The following is a 19,130-nucleotide window of genomic DNA, read 5'->3' as shown; positions in this document are numbered from 1 at the left end:
CGATGCAGCAACTTTTTGGAACTAAACACATGAAAATAGCGATTCTTTCCCGTGAGCCTAAATCTTACTCTACCCGACGTCTGGTTGCGGCAGGTCAGGCAAAAGGCCATGAAGTCGATGTCATTGATACATTGCATTGCTATATGGATATCACCAGTAGTCGACCTACGGTTCGTTACCATGGGGAAGAGCTACCACGATATGATGCCATTATCCCTAGAATCGGCGCTTCGATTACCTTCTATGGTACCGCAGTGGCTCGACAGTTTGAGATGATGGGAACGTTTAATGTCAATGAATCCGTGGCCATAAGCCGCTCACGTGACAAATTACGCTCATTACAGCTGTTATCACGCAAGGGCATTGGCTTGCCACGTACGGGTTTTGCCAGCAAATCAGACAACATTAAAGATCTGATCAAGAATGTTGGTGGCGCGCCTTTGGTGATCAAATTGCTCGAAGGCACACAAGGCATTGGCGTGGTATTGGCCGATACCGCAAAAGCGGCAGAAAGTATTATCGAAGCATTTATGGATTTGAAAGCCAATATTTTGGTACAGGAATTCATCAAAGAAGCGGGCGGCGCCGATATTCGTTGTTTAGTCGTCGGTAATCGAGTCGTGGCCGCAATGAAGCGTCAGGGGGCAGAAGGAGAATTTCGTTCCAACCTGCACCGCGGCGGTTCTGCTGAGATAGTGAAGTTGTCCAAAGAAGAGCGGGAAACTGCGGTTAATGCTGCCAAAGCCATGGGCTTAAACGTGTGCGGCGTCGATCTGCTGCGTTCTCAATCAGGCCCTATGGTAATGGAAGTGAATTCTTCTCCGGGGTTGGAAGGTATTGAATCGGCGACAAATTTAGATGTTGCGGCAAAAATCATTGAGTTTATTGAAAAAAATGCCAAACAAAACAGCAATCGCACACGAGGTAAAGGATAAATGAACGAATTTGTTATCGGCGGACAAACCATCCTACCCGGTGAAAGTAAGAAGATCGCGCTACCTGTTGCGCGACTTTATACCGACGCGGAAGTCGATTTGCCATTATATATTGTTCGTGGCAAACGCCAGGGGCCTACGGTATTTATCAGTGCAGCGGTGCATGGTGACGAGCTAAACGGTATTGAAATCATTCGTCGTCTGGTTAATTTAAAAAGCTTTAAAATAACCCGGGGGACGGTTATCGCGGTTCCTATGGTCAATGTCTATGGCGTCGTGAACCAAAGTCGTTATATGCCCGATAGACGCGATTTGAACCGTAGCTTTCCTGGCAGCTCTAAAGGCTCGTTGGCTGCGCGGGTCGCGAATACATTTTTGCAGGAAGTGGTTACCCATTGCGATTACGGCATTGATTTGCATACGGGGGCGATTCACCGTTCCAATTTGCCACAGATCCGCGCCGATTTAAACGATGAAGAAACTCGGTTGTTGGCAAACGTATTTGCCGCACCCGTTGTGTTGCACTCGAACGTACTTGATGGTTCGTTAAGAGAAGCAGCAGTAACCATGAATACCAAAGTGTTGCTCTATGAAGCGGGAGAAGCATTGCGTTTTGATGAACTGTCGATCCGTATCGGCCTAAAAGGTATCATCAATATTCTCAGGCATTTAGGTATGGTGGCTAAAGGCAAACCAAGTAAATCCATGCGTGAACCTTTTGTTGCTGAAAATAGCGGCTGGGTTAGAGCCAGTGTTAGTGGCATCGTCACACATAATTTTGGTCTGGGTGATAGCGTCGAGAAAGGCGATGTTCTCGCCGAAATTGGTAGCCCTTACGGCGAGGTTTTAGGCAAAGTACTGGCCAATAATCGCGGGGTTATTATCGGAAAACAGAATATTCCTTTAATTCAAGAGGGAGAAGCGATGTATCATATTGCCTACTTTAAAGAAGACGAAGACAAAGTTGCCGAGCATATTGAATCGGTGACCGACGATTTTGTTGGCGAAGAACCCATCAAAGAGGTTTTGCTGTAATGGAAAAACTGGTTATCGGCAGGCTTGAGGAAATTGGCTTGTCGGATTTAGGCATTACGCAATTAAGCGCCAGAATTGACTCTGGCGCACAAACATCCTCATTGCACGTGGACAATATCAAAAAAATAAAAATTGATGGCAAACAAGGCGTTGAATTCGATCTTCATCCTGATTTTTATGATATTGATCACGTAACCCGTTGTCGGGCGGCAATTTTTGATATCCGTCAGGTTAAGTCTTCAAATGGTGTCAGTGAGCAACGTTTTGTGATCCAGACAATGGCGACCTTAGGCAAATTAACCTGGCCTATTGAAATCACCTTAACGGATCGTTCCGATATGACCTATTTGATGTTATTAGGCAGACAAGGGTTGGGAGACAAGTTTTATATTGACCCATCCCGGGCATTTATTATCAGTAACAGCGAAGAATAAAGAGTGGATTAGCACTATGATGGAAAAACTAGACGCTATCTTAAACTATACCCTACTGACCTTTAACGAAGAGCCTTTAACGCTGGGCGAAGTGCTTATTATTCCTTTGTGGCTGGGGTTAAGCTTTTGGGGGGTGCGGTTGCTCATAAACCTGTTAACCAACGCACTCACCCGACGCGAAAAAGATCCAAACATTATTCAGCTGACGCAACGAGTAATCGCCATTATCGCCATTGCCATTGTGTTTATGACCACCTTGTCGATGCTTAATGTGCCCATTGCGGCTTTTGCCTTTTTATCCGGCGCGGTCGCCATTGGTTTTGGTTTTGGTGCTCAGAACATCATCAATAACTTTATCAGTGGTTGGATACTGATAGGCGAAAAGCCGATACGAATCGGAGATTTTCTCGAGGTCGAGGGCGTCAAAGGCGTGGTTGAGGAAATTAATACTCGCTCAACCCGTATTCGGCGCACAGACGGCGTGCATTTGCTTATTCCCAATAGCAAATTGATTGAAAATACCGTGGTAAACTGGACCCTGCGCGATAGTTTGGTGCGCGGAACCGTAACCATCGGCGTGCAATATGGTAGTGATTGCCAACAGGTCAAAGACCTGATTCTAGCTTCAGCCATTGCCCACAAAGATGTGTTAGAGACACCAGCTCCAGCGGTATTTTTCCAGGATTTTGGTGATAATGCGCTTATTTTTGAAGTGTTTTTTTGGATTAATTCAAAAGTCGATGGCGGTCTTAGAGCCGTTTCCAGCGACATCCGCTTTGACATTGATCGTGCATTCAACGCGCAAAACATCGTTATCGCTTTCCCGCAGCGCGATATTCATATCGATGGCACATTAGCGCTGACAAGATCCCCCACCAGGCTCTGAAATTCATAAGCCTTAGCTCGCGAGATGTTATTACTTTCTAAGTCAATGACACTCGCGGTGAATTATTTACTCAACGATTGGTTACGGTAAATATTGAGGTATTGGTTAAGCGCATGTAGCGATTTTTCCACTGCTTGCATGCGCGTCATTCCTTTTGGTGTTTCTTCCTGTTCCACCACCAGCCACCGCGTATCACCCACCTTTATATTCGCCTGAACCAATGCCGGCCAATCTGTTTCCCCTTTGCCAATCAAAGGAATTAAATCCGGGTATTTGTCCAGTGCTAAGACTTTATAGTGCGTGGTCTGGGTGCGCCCTGGGTAACGTTTTACATAATCGACTGGGTCTTTACCGGCATAAGTGGTCCATCCCACATCCTGCTGCAAGATAACAGCTGCGTCCGTATTGATAGCAATATAGTCCCAAAACGTCGAATTTTGATAATCGTCAAACTCATGATCATGGTTGTGAAATCCGACCTGCAACCCGAATTTTTTAAGCTGCTCCGCTGCCTGATTTAACAACTGCACCACTTCATCAATGCGTTGCGAGTCCCAGGCACGTTCATCCCAACCGATAATTAAGTAGTTAACGTCCAGCGCCTGATAAAAAGCGACGGTTTTTTCCAGATTCTGAGCATTCAATTGCTCAAAACTGACATGCGCGCCACTACCTTTGAGTCCCAGATTATCCATTGTCTGTTTAAGCGCTTTCGGGTTATCTGCATAATGTCCAAATTCTCCGGCAAACTCGACGCTCGCAAACCCCATATTCGCAAGTTTCGTTAACGTGCCATCAAAATCCTTGCTTAAGTCTTCTTTTACCGACCAAAGCTGAATACTCACCCCGGGTAACGTTACCTCGCTGTTCGCACTGACCATGCCTGTCCCTCCAGCCAACAAAAAACCAACCATTAACAACATGGCTATCGGCGTCTGTTTGTTGCATCGTTTCATAATCTGCTCTCTATATCCGTTTATTTTTCATTTCATTGGCACAATAAGCTACCGCGCGAGCAGTAAATGCCATAAACGTCAGTGAAGGGTTTACCACCGCAGAAGAGCAAAACGCACTGCCGTCGGTGACGAATAAATTGGGAATATCGTGGCTCTGGTTATAACCATTTAATACCGACTGTTTGGGATCAATTCCCATTCTAGCGGTACCAACCTCATGAATCGCCAGCCCAGGATGATTGGTATCATACGATGTCCAGGACTCTACATTGGTCAGCCCCACATCGGTTAACATCTTTTCTGCCTGCTCAGCAGCGTCATCCATCATCAGGCGTTCATTCTCAGACCAGGTACAATTGATATGCAATTGGGGGATGCCCCATTTATCTTTTTTCGTCGCATGCAACGCCACCTCATTCTCGTACCTGGGTAACATTTCGCCTTGGGCATATAGCCCGAAAAACCAACTGCCAGGTGTTATTAATGAGGCTTTATATTCGGCGCCGATACCATCCGCCTGGCTATTATGACGCCAGTCACTGCGCCCGGCCGCGCCAGCCAATGCATAGCCGCGAACAAAACCTTTTCCATAGCGCTTAGGTTCGTACCTGAAATTAGGAATATAGGGTCCCGTAGGACGACGACCTGAATAAAACTCATTTTCAAATCCTTCGACACGGCCGCTGGCACCGGCATTATAGTTATGATCCATAAGATAATGACCAAGCACACCTGAGCGGTTGGCCAAACCATTCGGGAAAGTTTTTGAAGTGGAATTTAATAAAATCTGGGTAGAGCCTAAGGTCGAAGCACATAAAAATACGACGTTGGCAAAATATTCTCGGGTGCTGAGATCCTCGTTATCAATTACCCGGACCCCTTTAACTCGGTTGCTACTTTCATCGTAAATCAAACTGTGAACAACACTATTGGGAGCGATATACAAATTACCGGTTTTTGCCGCCGCTGGTAAGGTGGAGCTTTGCGACGAAAAATACGCCCCAAACGAACAGCCTTTTTGACATTCATCCCGAGCCATGCAACGCATTCGTCCCTGCTCGATATGATACTGGGTCGGCTCGGTTAAATGCGCGCAACGCCCCATTAACAAAGGCCTGTCCGGATAGAGACTAGCGAGTTTATGCTGGATCATTTTCTCTGGCGAATTCATTTCAAATGCCGGCAGAAATTCACTGTTGGGGAGTTGCGATAAATTGTCGTAGTTACCCGAAATACCCGCATGACGTTCCACATGCGCATACCAGGCTTCAAGGTCTTTTAGTCGCACGGGCCAGTCTATGCCATGACCATCAGCCTTATTGGCATTAAAATCATAATCACTCCAACGATAGCTTTGCCGATGCCACAATAGCGACTTTCCACCAAGTTGATTCGCGCGGATCCACTCAAATCCGGTGCCTTGCTCTGTTGAGTAAGGTAAATCTCGATCGTTACCAAAAAACTGTTTGGTGGCATCATTAAATGCATAACACTTTCGCTGTACCTTATGTTGCTGTTCCGCCAGCAAGTTATCGACTTTAGTTCGGTTAGGAAACTGCCAAGGCCCCTTCCCCTCGGATGTATAATCTTGGCGATGCTTAACAACACGGCCCCGTTCTATCATCAAAGTTTTATAACCGCGCTCACAAAACTCCTTTGCTGCCCAGCCACCAGTGACGCCAGAGCCGACGATTAACACGTCAAACGTTTCTTTGCTTTCATTGATATAGCGATATTCTGACATTTCATCCAAACCTGATTTTAGTTATTGTTTTTGGACTATCCTTTAGCAACCACGCCATTGGCGTCATTAATAACGAGCATGAGAACCGTAGTTTCTGGTCTCATTGGTAAATGGTATTGAACCGCGATATCCGCCTGGGACAGGCTGATAATTCAAGACCTTTGTCGCGCCAATTTCAGAAGTGAAGTAACCAAAAGCAGTTAATGACTTTAAAAATTTAAAGTTTTCGATAAGTTTGGTATCGCCCCACTTTCCCCGTTCAATATTTTCGAGACACTGCTGCTTTTGGGTGTCGTTGAGACCGGTAAATGAGAGCTTAAACTGAGCGTTGCTAATGGTGTGAATGCTGCGTAGCACCGCGATAACGGCGCGCTGTTGCGCCGCGGTATGTACAACAGATAATTGATGATCGATAAATCCATGACAATCAAGATCTGCGGCACCGGGCGTATCCGTTTTCGGGATAATCGTCTGGCAAACATCATGCAGGATTTGCATTTGCTCAAGGTTCAACAATGCGCCCGCTCTTAGGCTTGAATTCAGCGACCTCTGATAAGCAAGAGCAGCACTGACATGGGTTGCATTGATCGTTATTAATGCTGCCCCGGAACCTAATATCCGAGTCAAATTGGCAATAAACCTGCGTCTTTCCTGCTCCATATTACTCCATCCTAATTTGAACTTGCGATCTGAGCGTTGCTTGTTTGTTTTTTAACCAGCACATACAGAATGACAAAAGCGATAATCAGAATCAAAGGAAACATCAATAAGTTTTGCAATACCGTTTGCCCGGCAAAAATATTCGCCTCTACATCGCTCAGGTTCATTTGTTGTGCCTGTTCTGACGCGGTATCAATCCAACCACCAATCACTGGATTCCACATACTTACTGCAAACATGCCTACCCCACCGATAAGTGACATGCCTAATGCGCCGGTTTTTGGCGTGTATTCAGCAACACAGCCGAGCATGGTTGGCCAAAAGTACGTACAACCAATGGCAAATAAAATGGCTGCCACATAAATGAGATTTCCTGATGCAATACTCATCATGTAGATACCGGCACTGGCAAAGAGAGCCGAACCAATCAGGACGCCTGTCGGATTAAAGGTTTTAATAATAGGACCGGCGAAGTAACGTCCTACCGCCATTAATCCAGTGATCAATGCCAGCACCAGCATTGGTGAGGCACCGCTGGCACCAAGGATTTTCTCAATCCACTGTTGAGTTCCCAGTTCGGTAGTTGCCGTTAAGGTCATACAGATAACTAAAAACAGATACAGAGGATTGAACAGATTACGTAGGTTGTCTGTGGTGGAGTGCAATTTATCATCGTAAGTCGGAAACACCGTTTTCAACATCATCATCCCGTACCACAGCGTTGGAATAACAATAATACCGACCTGCCATTGCCAGTTAAGACCATAGCCCGTCATCAGGTTCGACAACAAGGCACCGATGACTATGCCGCCAGGGAACCAGACGTGAAAACGATTTAACATGGTGGTTTTTCGGTCGGGATAAGTTTCCGCGATTAATGGGTTGCAGCCAGCTTCAACCGCACCATTGGCAAAGCCAATTAAAAATGTCGAGATAAGCAAGCCCCAGAAACCGCCAGCAGTAATGGTTAGAATCAATCCCAACAAATGGCAGATAAAGGCCAGCGCAATTAACTTGCGTGCACCAATCTCGTTGTAAATAATGCCACCAACCATAGTTGCGACTGGGAAGCCAAGAAATGCCATGGCATTTACCCAGCCAAGCTCTTCGCCGTTTAACCCAAAGTCAGCGCCAAGCTGGCCAAGGATACCCGCCCGTATGGCAAAGGTCATCGAGGTAACGGTTAAGGCAATACAACATAAATTAAAGATTTTTTGGTTATTATTATCACTCATTATGTGTTCCTTCAGGTACGTAAACGCAATAAGACGGGTTGCCTTATAGCCCTAAAATACGGTTGTTTAATTCGATATCCGGCTCACCACCGGCGAAATCATCAAAAGCTTTCTCCGTAGGGTTAATCAAATGATCAGCTATAAATTTTGCCCCCTCCGTAGCACCATCGACGGGATTTTTAATACAACACTCCCATTCAAGTACGGCCCAGCCATCGAAGCCATACTGGGTAAGCTTGCTAAAAATTTGTTTAAAATCGATTTGTCCGTCGCCAAGCGAACGAAAACGTCCGGCTCTGTCGGTCCAATCGGCATAACCACCATAAACACCGCATTTACCAGATGGGTTAAATTCCGCATCTTTAACGTGAAATGCCTTAATGCGTTCATGATAAATATCGATGAAAGCCAGATAGTCGAGCTGCTGCAACACAAAGTGACTAGGATCGTAAAGAATATTGGCGCGCGGATGGTTGTTCGTCGCCTCTAAAAAGCGCTCAAACGTTAATCCATCATGCAAGTCTTCACCGGGGTGAAGTTCATAGCAGACATCAACGCCGGCTTGGTCAAACTGGTTTAAAATCGGTAACCAACGCTCAGCCAAGGCTTCAAAGCCCTGCTCTACTAGCCCCTGTGGCCGTTGTGGCCAAGGGTAAACGGTATGCCACAAGTATGCGCCAGAAAAGGTCGCATGGGATTTTAACCCCAGATATCCACTGGCTTGGGCCGCTAGTCGCATTTGCTCTGTTGCCCAGATTTGTCGTTGTTTAGGATTATTGCGAAACTCAGGCGGCGCAAAATTATCAAACATCGCATCATAGGCGGGATTTACCGCCACCAATTGCCCTTGAAGATGTGTGGACAACTCACTAATCGCCAAGCCATGCTCAGCTGCGATGCCTTTGATCTCATCACAATAGGTTTTCGACTCCCCTGCCAGCTCCAGATCAAATAAGCGTTTATCCCAGGTTGGGATCTGAATCGCCTTATAGCCTAAACTTGATACCCACTGACAAATGGCAGGTAAACTATTGAACGGCGCAACGTCGTCTGCGAATTGCGCGAGAAATATTGCCGGTCCCTTTATTGCTTTCATTGCGGTCATTATTTGGCTTCCTTGTAAATTAACGTTTCGATGGTGCTGGTGTTGGTGTTAGTGACAACGGATGCCATTTTTGTTCTGAGCTACTTGCTGAAACCGTATTTTCGATAAATGCCATGCCGCGAATCGCCTCTTCAATTCCTGGGACATCAAAGGTTTGATTGTCACAGGTATGTTGGTTATTGAAGGCATGAAGTTGCGCGGCAAAATTACCATAGATATTGGCAAAAGCTTCAAGGTATCCTTCCGGGTGTCCTGCTGGTGTGCGAGTTGCAGCCTGCGCCCCTGGATAGAGGTCGCCAACACCGGTACGGTATAACTTGGCAGGTTTGTCATTGAATACCTGCCAAAGACTATTCGGTTCCTGCTGCGACCATTTCAACCCCGCATGCTCACCATAAATACGAATATTTAACGCATTCTCTTCTCCGACGGATATCTGGCTTGCCATCAACACGCCTTTTGCGCCCTTGGCAAATTTCAATAACACCACGCCGTCATCGTCCAGCTCTCTGCCAGCAACGATGGAATTTAAATCGGCACAAATTTGATCAATATGATCGCCACAGATGTATTCGGCTAGGTTCGCGGCATGAACCCCAATATCCCCCATACAACAACTGATCCCACTTTGTGCGGGATCCAGGCGCCAGGCAGCTTGTTTGTTATCACTATCCGGTTCGGCGGCCAACCACCCTTGAGGATACTCCACCACCACTTTGCGAACCTTGCCAAGCTCACCATTGGCAACCATGGCTTTCGCCTGTTTCACCATGGGATAACCGTTGTAGGTATGGGTGAGTGCGTATAATCGTTGATGCTGATTAATTAATTGCTTTAGGTCGAGAGCCTCTTGCAGGTTAAAGGTTGCAGGTTTGTCAGATAAGACATGAAAGCCATGCTCAAGAGCAAGTTTGGCAATGTCAAAGTGGGAATTATTAGGAGTGACTATCGCCACGAAATCCATGCGTTGCTCGGCAGGAAGTTCCGCCTCCATCGCAAACATTTGCTGATAGCTGGTATAACTTCGGTTCGGGTCGAGGCACAAAGCTTTTCCGGTACTGGCGCAATTTTCAGGATTGCGACTGAATGCCCCACAAACGAGTTCAATCTTACCATCCAGCGCTGCCGCCATGCGATGCACTTCACCAATAAATGCACCTTGGCCACCGCCGACCATCCCCATACGAATTTTTCTTGTTTTTGAATCCATACTGCCCTTCTTTTGATTATTAATAGGTAAAACAAGCAGATACTGGTACGCTAACTTTTCTCCGATTATTGTTAGGGAAAACGGAGAAACAGACAGGTACTATTTGAGTCTATCGTTTGTTTAACAATAGCGTTAACACAAAATCGGACACAATTTGTACAAAATCGGCGTTTAAAAAAATTCATTCATAGCGTACTATGAATGAAAATAACTCATGGCGTGCAGGCTAATGGACTATTTACGACAGCTGAAAAATTTTAATTCGGAACAACTCATAACAATTTTTGAGTTCATTCCGGACATTTTGTTCTGGGTGAAAGACACTCAATCACAAATCTTATATGCCAATCAGGCGTTTCTCGATAACCTGGGGATTAACCAATTGGACAAGATATTGGGACAATCCGATTATGCCTTTTCCCCACATCATATTGCCAAGCAATTTATCCGCGACGATCAGCGCATTCTCGCCGGTGAACTGGTGACCAACCGCATCGAGATGAATGTACTGGAAGGGGAAGATATTGGCTGGTTTACGACCACTAAGCGCCCCATTAAAGATGAGCAGGGGCAGATTATTGGCTCCTACGGTTATACCCGGTCGCTTGGCAAAACACCGCAACTATTTAAATCCCTTGATGCGATCCATATTCCACTGGAATACATCAAGCAACATTATCAACAGCAAATAGCCATCGAAACCCTGGCGCAAATCACCTGTTTATCGATTAGCGCGCTTGAACGTCGCTTTAAAAAACATTTGGGTAAGACGCCAAAACAGTTCATCAATGAATTTCGATTAGAAAAAGCTCGAAAACTCTTATTAGAAACCCAGTTACCCATTGCCGAGGTGGCATACAAAACAGGCTTTACCGATCACAGTTACTTTTGTCGTCAATATAAAAGTATGTTTGCAGAGCAACCTTCTGAAATTCGACAACGCTAGTGCCGATAGCTCCAGACGTTGACGATCCGGCAAGGATAAATGGAGGTTATGTTATGTTTAGGTTCGATAAACATGATGGCTAAAGGAAAGGCTGCTGATTATTTGCGACGAAACCTTGGACGCAGTACTTTTGATGGCGCCACGATTTGCTGCCCCTGTTTCATTGAATACTCGATGCGGTTGAGCGTCTCCAACCCTTCTCCAGGGTCTTTTGCCAGAACCAGAAAGCTGGCATCACAACCGACATCAAAACAACCAATTTTCCGTTTTGGGAAAAGGTGACGTGATGTAGAAAAAATCGTGTTTAAGGTTTCCTGACGAGAAAAGGCACCGATTAAGTAATAGTGTTTGGCCTCGTCAAACACCCTGGCATACCCACCGCTCCCCATTAAAATTGGAATACTGTACGCCTGCAGCATTTGTAAGTTATTGCGCTGCAATTGATAATGTTGCTGTAATCCAGAGTTATTGTCTACGTTTTTGCCGCTTTGCCGGGCTACGGTGCGGGCAAGATGATAAACCGGGATCACTTTCACCTGGTTTTTCTGTATCGCCTGAATGGTTTTCATCGACAGCTTAGCGCTTTGCTGAATCGAGTCGTCATTGCTAAGGCTATGCCCTGGTAACTGGGTGATAAAATCGACCCCTGCTTCTGCCGCAATACGAGTGTCAAAGTCAGTTTCTACCTGAGCCATTACCTTAATGCCGTAGTGATGGAAGGTTTCCACGACATTGGCCATTAGCTCAGGATCTACGCCATAAGTAGTGTCAACATCCAACCGGTTTTTTCGGGAGTGATGTCGCTCTGAATGATAGAGAAACACTTTAACCAACTGACTTCCCTGTTCACTGAGTTGTTTCGCGGTTTTGGGAATATCGAATTTGTCCTTGATGCGATAAACCTGATTAGAACCGCTTTTGTTCAGTTCGTATGGCGTTGGCGCAAGGCCCGCCAGGCTATTATCAATCTCTTTAAAATCGGAGGTGATGGCACCTTGCATTAAGGCCATATCATAGGTTGTAGGACTGCTGAAAAAACTCTTAAAGCGCGGTAAGTCGGTGCTGGAAGCGTTGGCATTCATAGTGTAAAAAACGCCGCTGCGAAGTAGTGCATCACTTCGGGTTTTATCGACGGCGGCGACATAGTGTTGCGCGTCAGCCAGGGGGGGAACGAGAAAATAATCGACCAGAGAGACCTTTTTTTGCGAGCGAAAGCACTTGCTCAGGACCACAAATTTTTGTCTGAGTACACATAAATCTTTTTTTACAAAACCCAGTGCAGGATCCCAAACCTTACCATCCATAAATAAGGTTGGTTGGTTTTGAGCCTTACAGACAAACACTGGAGAGGCGAACACCAATATCAATAAAATTGACAATGGAAAGCGAAAGTTCATAAACAAATCTCAATGTCAGCATTTTGAACTGCTTAATCAAATCGCTTGGACGTCATACGGTTATTCTCAATTATCTCTGTTTATATGTTAGTACAGCTTTGCTTGTGGAGAAAATTTAATCTCCTAATTAGGGCAATTAATCCCCGACTCTTTGTAAACATGTCACGTTTCACTCTGGTTTAAGGAAAACCAATGACTGTGTTACACTGAATGAAAAGTCATAGTCCAACACCATTATGAAGGCACAAGAGCTCCTACAACAAGCCCAGAAAACCTGCAAACAACGCGGTGCCAGGTTAACCAATGCACGTGAACAAGTGTTTATGTTAATGGCCGAAAATGAACAGGCCATCGGTGCCTATGATCTGCTGGAAAAATTACAAGCGGTAGATCCCGGAGCTAAACCGGCCACCGTCTATCGAGCCTTAGATTTTTTATCGAAACAGGGCTTTGTCCATAAAATAGAGTCCATCAACGCCTTTGTCCTGTGCCACCACTTTAGTGATTGCTCACATCCGGTTCAATTATTGATTTGCGATACTTGCGGGCACGTTGAGGAAATCCAATCGGGGCACCTGGATTTGGCGATGAGAGCAATGGCAGATGCCAGTGGGTTCACCATTAATCATCAAATCGTCGAGGCACATGGTACCTGTCAGACCTGCCAATAATTCATTAATTATTGCGGCCCGTACAACGGTTCAGGAATAGACCTGGCGGTCACCTAAAGAGTTACGGACATGGCAGTCGCCATCTAAGATCGCAACGATGATTTTATCGTCCCGATATCCTTGCGGCAAAATTACCCGTTGATTTTTTTCAACGTCAAGATTGGTGAGCACTTCGGCGCAAATCGACGTCATATCTGTTTGGTCATAATACAGCACTGTAATTGCTTCGTTATTGGTATCCATGGTGAAGACCTTTTATCAATTTAATTGTTAAGCGTTGATGCTTACTCACTTCCCGCCATCTGCTGCCGACTGCGGGAAAACAGGGAATATAAACAATATAGTCCTAGTTTGATAAAACGTCTATTTTCACCCTAGCGGTGATATTACATAACAATTCATAGGCAATGGTTTCGGCGTTTTCGGCAACTTCTTCAATCGCCAGGTTCTTGCCCCAAAGCTCAACATAATCACCAATTTTCGCCTGACTGTCGGCGCCTAAATCCACCGTGATCATATCCATAGAAACCCGACCAACTAACGGGACTTTTCGCCCGTTAACCAATACCGGCGTGCCGGCCTTTGCATGACGGGGATAACCATCACCATAGCCAATCGCCACGACACCAATGTTGGTATCTTCTTTGGCAGTATAAGTGGCACCATAGCCAACACTGTCGCCAGCATGAATCGGTTTTATCGCTATCAACGACGAACGCAAGGTCATCACCGGCCGTAACTGAGCCCCGTCAATACTTACCGGGTACAAAGGATTTACACCATACAGCATAACCCCAGGGCGAACCCATTGATAATGGCTCTCTGGCCAGGCCATGATGGCACCTGAATTGGCCAGTGAACGTTCAAAATCACCATTGCCACAACAGTCATTAAACAAAGCGATTTGTTGCGGTGTTACATCACTTTGCAACTCGTCAGAGCTACTCAGATGACTAATTACGATGATGTTTTCCTGCACGCTCTGGCAGGCCTTAAGACGCTGGTAAAAGGATGAAAACAGTTCGGGTTCTATGCCTAAACGATGCATCCCGGTGTCGACTTTTAACCAGACTTTTAGTGCATTTAAGTGCTCAGATGCTAGTGCTTCAAGCGCTTGTAACTGATACTCACAGTGAACCACAAGCTGTAAATTATGTTCGATAATCAGGGGCAATTCTGTTGCCGAAAAAAAACCTTCCATCAAGACCAACGGGGTATTGATGCCTGCTTCGCGCAGCGCAATAGCCTCATCAATACGAGCAACGCCATAGGCGTCAGCAGAACCGTTTAAATGGCGTGCAACCGTCAACGCACCATGTCCGTAGGCATTTGCCTTTAACAACGCCAAAACCTTGGTTTCTGGCGCCAGGTGTTTTACCAGGGCAAGGTTGTGGTCAAGAGCACTTAAGTGAATATCCGCGGTGGCAATTGCCTGCATATCAGTCCTGCAAACTCGTTATTAGTCTTCTTCAAACGCCTGACCGGCGTAATTATCAAAGCGGGAGAATTGTCCCTGGAAGGTCAAACGCACCCGGCCGATCGGACCGTTACGCTGTTTACCGATAATGATTTCTGCGGTGCCTTTGTCCGGTGAATCATCGTGATAAACCTCATCTCGATAGATAAACATAATCAAATCCGCATCCTGCTCGATTGAGCCTGATTCACGTAAGTCTGAGTTTACCGGACGTTTATCCGCTCGTTGCTCCAAACTACGGTTTAGCTGAGACAAGGCAATAACCGGTACTTGCAGTTCTTTAGCGAGGGCTTTTAATGAACGGGAAATTTCCGCAATTTCCAAGGTACGGTTATCACTAAAGGACGGAACCCGCATCAATTGCAGATAATCGATCATTATCATCGACAAGCCACCGTGATCACGGTGGATACGACGGGCACGAGAGCGCACTTCTGTTGGTGTCAGACCAGAAGCATCGTCGACAAACATTTTGCCTTTTTCGATCAACAACCCCATAGTCGATGATAAACGAGCCCAATCTTCATCGCCTAACTGACCGGTACGTATCTTGGTTTGATCTATGCGGCCTAAAGACGCGAGCATCCTCATCATGATTTGCTCGGAAGGCATCTCTAGTGAGAATATTAATGCGGGTTTATCCTGCATCATGGCGGCATTTTCGGCGAGGTTCATCGCAAATGTGGTTTTACCCATAGACGGACGAGCTGCAACAATGATCAGATCAGAGGGCTGTAAACCCGCAGTCATTTTATCCAGATCCTGGAAACCGGTACTGACACCGGTCACACCATCATGGGGCTGGCCATATAATTTTTCGATTTTATCGACGGTCTTTTCCAATACCGAGTGAATGTTTTCCGGACCTTCGGATTTATTTGCCCGTTGTTCGGCAATCTGGAATACCCGGGATTCAGCGAAATCGAGTAATTCACTACTTTCCCGACCTTGGGGATCATAACCCGCATCGGCGATTTCATTCGCAACGGAAATTAGCTCACGGGTAACGGCACGTTCTCGGACAATCGCCGCATAAGCATAAATATTGGATGCACTTGGCGTGTTTTTCATCATCTCAGCGAGATAAACAAATCCACCGACATCATCGATTTGTTGCTGATTTTCAAGCGCTTCTGACAAGGTGATTAAATCGACCGGGTTGCCTTTCTCAATCAAATCACCAATGGTGTTGAAAATAATACGATGCGAACGGGAATAAAAATCCTGAGCTACCACGCGTTCAGCCACATTGTCCCAAGCTTCATTATCTAACAGTAAGCCACCCAGAACCGATTGCTCAGCCTCCATGGAATGGGGGGCAACTTTCAGTTGTTCAACTTGTTTGTCCCGAACTGCTTTATTGGTTTGCGATTGCGCTGCCTGCTTTTGCGCCATGAATTAACGACCCTGCTCGATTATTACCGGATTTAGCGATTATACCAACCATGCAAGATGCAATCGATGCACATTATAGCGGTCTCGCTAATTTGACTCTCCACGATAAGCTATTGCAGGGCATAAATGAAGAGAAAATTACACCTTAACAACAAAATCTCGAATCCGGGTACTTGCGCAAGCCAGCTTTGCTCTAGCCATTGTCTAACTTAGGGGGACAGGTGCCAATTATCCTGGCATTACCACTCTCTTCACGTTGTACTAATTTAACGTCAAATTTCCATAAATAATACAGGTGTTTGAGCACTTCCTGATGGGACGGGTGCAGCGGCACTTTTTGATGGGGAACATATTCTAGGGTTAAGGTTCTGTCACCATCGATATCGGCATCAACAATTTGAATATTCGGTTCAATTTCACTGAGATTATATTGGTTAGACAACGCTTGGCGGATGCGCTGGTAGCCCGTTTCATTGTGAATCGATTCGACCCGAATATAAGGGCTGGTAGCATCATCTTTGATGTGAAAAAGCTTTAGGTCACGCATCAGTTTCGGCGAAAGATACTGACTAATAAAACTTTCATCCTTAAAATTTTCCATAGCAAAATGCACAGCGTCCAGCCAGTCACTGCCGGCCAAATCAGGAAACCATTCCTTATCTTCAGCGGTTGGCTGCTCACAGATACGACGGATATCGCTGAACATGTGAAAACCCAGAGCGTAAGGGTTGATGCCAGAATACCCCTGATTATTATATCCCGGCTGGGCAATCACATTTGAATGGTGATGAACAAATTCCAGCATAAATTTATCGCTGAGTTTGCCTTCATCATACAGGTGGTTAAGTAACGTATAATGCCAGAAACAGGCCCAACCTTCGTTCATTACCTGGGTCTGCTTTTGCGGATAAAAATATTGTGCCATTTTACGAACAATGCGTACGATCTCCCGCTGCCAGGATTGCAATAAGGGCGAATTTTTTTCGATAAAATACAGCAGATTTTCCTGCGGCTGTTGTGGAAACCGAGGTTTTTGTTGAGTGGCCGACGGGTCCGGCTTCGCGACTTTTTGCCACAAACTATTAACCTGAGATTGCAAATATTCCTGACGTTGTTTCTGGCGTTTGCGTTCTTCTTTAAGAGAGATTTGTTGCGGCCTTTTGTAACGGTCAACGCCATGGGCCATTAACGCATGGCAGGCATCAAGGGTCGTTTCGACTTCATCGACACCATAAAGCTCTTCACAGCGGGCGATATAGTTTCTGGCAAACAGCAGATAGTCAATGATGGAACTGGCGTCAGTCCAGGAACGAAACAGGTAATTGCCTTTAAAAAAAGAATTGTGCCCATAACAGGCGTGAGCCATCACTAATGCCTGCATAGTCAGAGTGTTTTCTTCCATTAAGTAGGCGATGCATGGATTTGAGTTGATAACGATTTCGTATGCCAGTCCCATGTAACCGCGTTTGTAGGTTTGCTGGGTCTGAATAAATTTTTTACCAAATGACCAATGATTATAACCAATCGGCATACCGACACTGGCGTAGGCATCCATCATTTGCTCAGAGGTGATCATTTCAATCTGGTTTGGGTAGGTATCAAGGCGATAATGCTCGGCAACGCGCGCTAATTCCTGCTCATATTGCTGCAAGTCCGCGAAGGTCCAGTCAGCACGATCTGGCAAACTGCCAACATAGGCACCGGATGCTTCGGATACCTTTGGGTTAATCTTTGACATTCGCGACTCCTGCAATCCCTGAACCTTGAGGGGCTTTTTTAAACAAATCCCTAAACACCGGATAGATATCTTCAATTTCACGAATACGTCGCATCGCAAAATGACTTTCCCGATTCGCTAACGCCCGGTAGCGTTGCCATAACGACTTATGTAAATCCTGAGTGATTTCAATGTACGCGTAAAAGCGAACTGCCGGCAGGATATTGTTTTTCAAAAGTTCATAGCATTTTTCCGTATCATCCTGCCAGTTATCACCATCAGAAGCCTGTGCGGCGTAGATGTTCCAATCTCCGGAACTGTAGCGATCGGCAACGATTTCCTGCATCAGTTCCAGCGCACTGGAGACAATGGTGCCACCGGTCTCTCTGGAATAGAAAAAATCCTGTTCATCGACCTCTTTTGCCTGCGTATGATGAATGATATAGACCACATCGATGGTCTGATAAGTTCGGCTTAAAAACAGATACAGGAGAATATAGAAACGTTTGGCAATATCTTTGGTCGCTTGCACCATCGAGCCTGATACATCCATCAAACAAAACATTACCGCCTTCGACGTTGGGACCGCCTGTTTCTCATAGTTTCGATAATGTAAATCAAAACTGTCGATAAACGGCACAGCGCGGATGCGCTCATTGAGCATGTCAATCTGCGCCTGAAGTTGTGCGATTACGTCCGGATCTGGATTATCAGTCGCCATTACCTGCATCAGTTCTTGCTCACACGCTTTCAATTCGCGGCGTTTACTGCTGGTCATGGCAATACGGCGGGCAATTGAGCCCTGTAAGGATTTCACGATATCGATATTAGCTGGAACACCTTCTGCGCAATAGCCGGCGCGGACCGTTTTGTATTCCACCAGTTTATCCAACTGATTTTTCTGCAGATTGGGTAATTCCAGATCATCGAACAATAAATTCAGGTATTCATCGTGAGAGATAGAAAATACAAAGTCATCTTCCCCCTGCCCTCGATCGCTGGCATTACCGGAACCGCTTCCCGGGCCAGCCTGAGCTTTCGGTCGAGGAATTTTATCGCCTTCTGCAAATTGGTCATTACCGGCAAAAACTCGATTTTTGGTACCCCCATCGCCTTGACGAAACACCGGTTCCACCAGATCTTTTCTGGCGATGGAGACATCTTGTCCACTGGTAAGGTCCGTTACCTGACGATTGTTAATACTATCTGCCAAAGATCGCTTTATTTGATTTTTGTGGCGACGAAAAAATCTCTGGCGATTCACCATAGATTTATTTTTACTGTTCAATCGTCGATCAATAAAGTTAGCCATATGTTGTTAACCTTG

The 19,130-nt window shown here is 45.8% G+C and carries 18 protein-coding genes; 6 read left to right on the top strand and 12 right to left on the bottom strand.

Features of this window, described 5'->3' with window-relative positions; all coding sequences use genetic code 11:
- Nucleotides 1–29: 29 nt before the first annotated feature.
- Genes rimK through ACHUFQ_RS05095 form a run of 4 tightly spaced genes read left to right on the top strand, consistent with a single transcriptional unit; the run spans nt 30 to nt 3,290 of the window.
- Nucleotides 30–935, top strand: a complete 906-nt coding sequence (rimK, locus tag ACHUFQ_RS05110) for a 30S ribosomal protein S6--L-glutamate ligase (protein ID WP_394173595.1) — start codon at nt 30–32, stop codon at nt 933–935.
- Nucleotides 936–1,970, top strand: coding sequence for a succinylglutamate desuccinylase/aspartoacylase family protein (locus ACHUFQ_RS05105; protein WP_394173594.1), 1,035 nt, complete (start codon nt 936–938; stop codon nt 1,968–1,970).
- Entirely contained in the window at nt 1,970–2,404 is a 435-nt protein-coding gene (locus tag ACHUFQ_RS05100) for an ATP-dependent zinc protease family protein (RefSeq protein ID WP_394173592.1), read from the top strand. The genes ACHUFQ_RS05105 and ACHUFQ_RS05100 overlap by 1 nt, the downstream gene beginning before the upstream one ends.
- Nucleotides 2,405–2,420: 16 nt before the next feature.
- Nucleotides 2,421–3,290, top strand: coding sequence for a mechanosensitive ion channel family protein (locus ACHUFQ_RS05095; RefSeq protein WP_394173590.1), 870 nt, complete (start codon nt 2,421–2,423; stop codon nt 3,288–3,290).
- Nucleotides 3,291–3,352: 62 nt separating this feature from the next.
- Here ACHUFQ_RS05095 and ACHUFQ_RS05090 read toward each other — a convergent pair whose 3' ends face one another.
- The 6 genes from ACHUFQ_RS05090 to ACHUFQ_RS05065 all read right to left on the bottom strand — a co-directional run bounded on the left by ACHUFQ_RS05090 (nt 3,353) and on the right by ACHUFQ_RS05065 (nt 10,200).
- Entirely contained in the window at nt 3,353–4,246 is an 894-nt protein-coding gene (locus tag ACHUFQ_RS05090; protein ID WP_394173588.1) for a sugar phosphate isomerase/epimerase family protein, read from the bottom strand.
- Nucleotides 4,247–4,256: 10 nt separating this feature from the next.
- On the bottom strand, nt 4,257–5,990 hold the full coding sequence (locus ACHUFQ_RS05085; protein ID WP_394173587.1) for a GMC oxidoreductase: 1,734 nt from the start codon (nt 5,988–5,990) through the stop codon (nt 4,257–4,259).
- 66 nt (nt 5,991–6,056) lie between these two features.
- Entirely contained in the window at nt 6,057–6,650 is a 594-nt protein-coding gene (locus ACHUFQ_RS05080; RefSeq protein WP_394173585.1) for a gluconate 2-dehydrogenase subunit 3 family protein, read from the bottom strand.
- Nucleotides 6,651–6,661: 11 nt separating this feature from the next.
- Nucleotides 6,662–7,888, bottom strand: a complete 1,227-nt coding sequence (locus ACHUFQ_RS05075) for an MFS transporter (protein ID WP_394173669.1) — start codon at nt 7,886–7,888, stop codon at nt 6,662–6,664.
- A 40-nt stretch (nt 7,889–7,928) separates the two neighbouring features.
- Nucleotides 7,929–8,981: a sugar phosphate isomerase/epimerase family protein gene (locus ACHUFQ_RS05070; RefSeq protein ID WP_394173668.1), complete on the bottom strand. Its 1,053-nt coding sequence runs from the start codon at nt 8,979–8,981 to the stop codon at nt 7,929–7,931.
- Between the two features lie 28 nt (nt 8,982–9,009).
- Nucleotides 9,010–10,200: a Gfo/Idh/MocA family protein gene (locus ACHUFQ_RS05065; protein ID WP_394173583.1), complete on the bottom strand. Its 1,191-nt coding sequence runs from the start codon at nt 10,198–10,200 to the stop codon at nt 9,010–9,012.
- A gap of 229 nt (nt 10,201–10,429) precedes the next feature.
- Between ACHUFQ_RS05065 and ACHUFQ_RS05060 the strand changes: the two genes are divergently transcribed.
- Complete coding sequence (locus ACHUFQ_RS05060) at nt 10,430–11,146, top strand: AraC family transcriptional regulator (RefSeq protein ID WP_394173582.1); 717 nt, start codon at nt 10,430–10,432, stop codon at nt 11,144–11,146.
- A 98-nt stretch (nt 11,147–11,244) separates the two neighbouring features.
- Here the strand turns inward: ACHUFQ_RS05060 and ACHUFQ_RS05055 are convergent, their stop codons facing one another.
- A complete protein-coding gene (locus ACHUFQ_RS05055; protein WP_394173580.1) occupies nt 11,245–12,543 on the bottom strand; it encodes an amidohydrolase family protein in 1,299 nt (432 codons plus the stop codon).
- Between the two features lie 236 nt (nt 12,544–12,779).
- On the opposite strand from ACHUFQ_RS05055, the gene zur reads away from it, so the two are divergent.
- Nucleotides 12,780–13,214 (top strand): zinc uptake transcriptional repressor Zur, encoded by a 435-nt coding sequence (gene zur, locus ACHUFQ_RS05050; RefSeq protein WP_394173578.1) that lies wholly within the window; start codon nt 12,780–12,782, stop codon nt 13,212–13,214.
- A gap of 30 nt (nt 13,215–13,244) precedes the next feature.
- Here zur and ACHUFQ_RS05045 read toward each other — a convergent pair whose 3' ends face one another.
- The 5 genes from ACHUFQ_RS05045 to ACHUFQ_RS05025 form a co-directional block, all read right to left on the bottom strand.
- Complete coding sequence (locus ACHUFQ_RS05045; protein ID WP_394173576.1) at nt 13,245–13,457, bottom strand: DUF2375 family protein; 213 nt, start codon at nt 13,455–13,457, stop codon at nt 13,245–13,247.
- 103 nt (nt 13,458–13,560) lie between these two features.
- On the bottom strand, nt 13,561–14,652 hold the full coding sequence (gene alr / locus ACHUFQ_RS05040; RefSeq protein WP_394173574.1) for an alanine racemase: 1,092 nt from the start codon (nt 14,650–14,652) through the stop codon (nt 13,561–13,563).
- Between the two features lie 21 nt (nt 14,653–14,673).
- Nucleotides 14,674–16,086: a replicative DNA helicase gene (gene dnaB, locus ACHUFQ_RS05035; RefSeq protein ID WP_394173572.1), complete on the bottom strand. Its 1,413-nt coding sequence runs from the start codon at nt 16,084–16,086 to the stop codon at nt 14,674–14,676.
- 193 nt (nt 16,087–16,279) lie between these two features.
- Nucleotides 16,280–17,824 carry a SpoVR family protein gene (locus tag ACHUFQ_RS05030; RefSeq protein WP_394173570.1) on the bottom strand — a complete coding sequence of 515 codons (1,545 nt, stop codon included), beginning with the start codon at nt 17,822–17,824 and terminating at the stop codon, nt 16,280–16,282.
- Nucleotides 17,811–19,115, bottom strand: a complete 1,305-nt coding sequence (locus tag ACHUFQ_RS05025; protein WP_394173568.1) for a YeaH/YhbH family protein — start codon at nt 19,113–19,115, stop codon at nt 17,811–17,813. The genes ACHUFQ_RS05030 and ACHUFQ_RS05025 overlap by 14 nt, the downstream gene beginning before the upstream one ends.
- Nucleotides 19,116–19,130 lie beyond the last annotated feature (15 nt).

Source organism: Thalassotalea litorea (assembly GCF_043642205.1).
Taxonomy (GTDB): domain Bacteria; phylum Pseudomonadota; class Gammaproteobacteria; order Enterobacterales; family Alteromonadaceae; genus Thalassotalea_A; species Thalassotalea_A litorea.
Note: the sequence above shows the minus strand (reverse complement) of the source record. Positions and strands in the feature narration are given on the sequence as shown.

What these genes read in the sequence shown, in the direction of transcription:
- zur (WP_394173578.1), top strand. Translation starts at nt 12,780, where the DNA reads ATGAAGGCACAAGAGCTCCTACAACAAGCCCAGAAAACCTGCAAACAA.
- ACHUFQ_RS05105 (WP_394173594.1), top strand. Translation starts at nt 936, where the DNA reads ATGAACGAATTTGTTATCGGCGGACAAACCATCCTACCCGGTGAAAGT.
- ACHUFQ_RS05100 (WP_394173592.1), top strand. Translation starts at nt 1,970, where the DNA reads ATGGAAAAACTGGTTATCGGCAGGCTTGAGGAAATTGGCTTGTCGGAT.
- ACHUFQ_RS05025 (WP_394173568.1), bottom strand. Translation starts at nt 19,115, where the DNA reads ATGGCTAACTTTATTGATCGACGATTGAACAGTAAAAATAAATCTATG.
- ACHUFQ_RS05055 (WP_394173580.1), bottom strand. Translation starts at nt 12,543, where the DNA reads ATGAACTTTCGCTTTCCATTGTCAATTTTATTGATATTGGTGTTCGCC.
- ACHUFQ_RS05070 (WP_394173668.1), bottom strand. Translation starts at nt 8,981, where the DNA reads ATGAAAGCAATAAAGGGACCGGCAATATTTCTCGCGCAATTCGCAGAC.
- ACHUFQ_RS05080 (WP_394173585.1), bottom strand. Translation starts at nt 6,650, where the DNA reads ATGGAGCAGGAAAGACGCAGGTTTATTGCCAATTTGACTCGGATATTA.
- ACHUFQ_RS05065 (WP_394173583.1), bottom strand. Translation starts at nt 10,200, where the DNA reads ATGGATTCAAAAACAAGAAAAATTCGTATGGGGATGGTCGGCGGTGGC.
- alr (WP_394173574.1), bottom strand. Translation starts at nt 14,652, where the DNA reads ATGCAGGCAATTGCCACCGCGGATATTCACTTAAGTGCTCTTGACCAC.
- ACHUFQ_RS05060 (WP_394173582.1), top strand. Translation starts at nt 10,430, where the DNA reads ATGGACTATTTACGACAGCTGAAAAATTTTAATTCGGAACAACTCATA.
- ACHUFQ_RS05045 (WP_394173576.1), bottom strand. Translation starts at nt 13,457, where the DNA reads ATGGATACCAATAACGAAGCAATTACAGTGCTGTATTATGACCAAACA.
- ACHUFQ_RS05090 (WP_394173588.1), bottom strand. Translation starts at nt 4,246, where the DNA reads ATGAAACGATGCAACAAACAGACGCCGATAGCCATGTTGTTAATGGTT.
- ACHUFQ_RS05030 (WP_394173570.1), bottom strand. Translation starts at nt 17,824, where the DNA reads ATGTCAAAGATTAACCCAAAGGTATCCGAAGCATCCGGTGCCTATGTT.
- ACHUFQ_RS05095 (WP_394173590.1), top strand. Translation starts at nt 2,421, where the DNA reads ATGATGGAAAAACTAGACGCTATCTTAAACTATACCCTACTGACCTTT.
- dnaB (WP_394173572.1), bottom strand. Translation starts at nt 16,086, where the DNA reads ATGGCGCAAAAGCAGGCAGCGCAATCGCAAACCAATAAAGCAGTTCGG.
- ACHUFQ_RS05085 (WP_394173587.1), bottom strand. Translation starts at nt 5,990, where the DNA reads ATGTCAGAATATCGCTATATCAATGAAAGCAAAGAAACGTTTGACGTG.
- rimK (WP_394173595.1), top strand. Translation starts at nt 30, where the DNA reads ATGAAAATAGCGATTCTTTCCCGTGAGCCTAAATCTTACTCTACCCGA.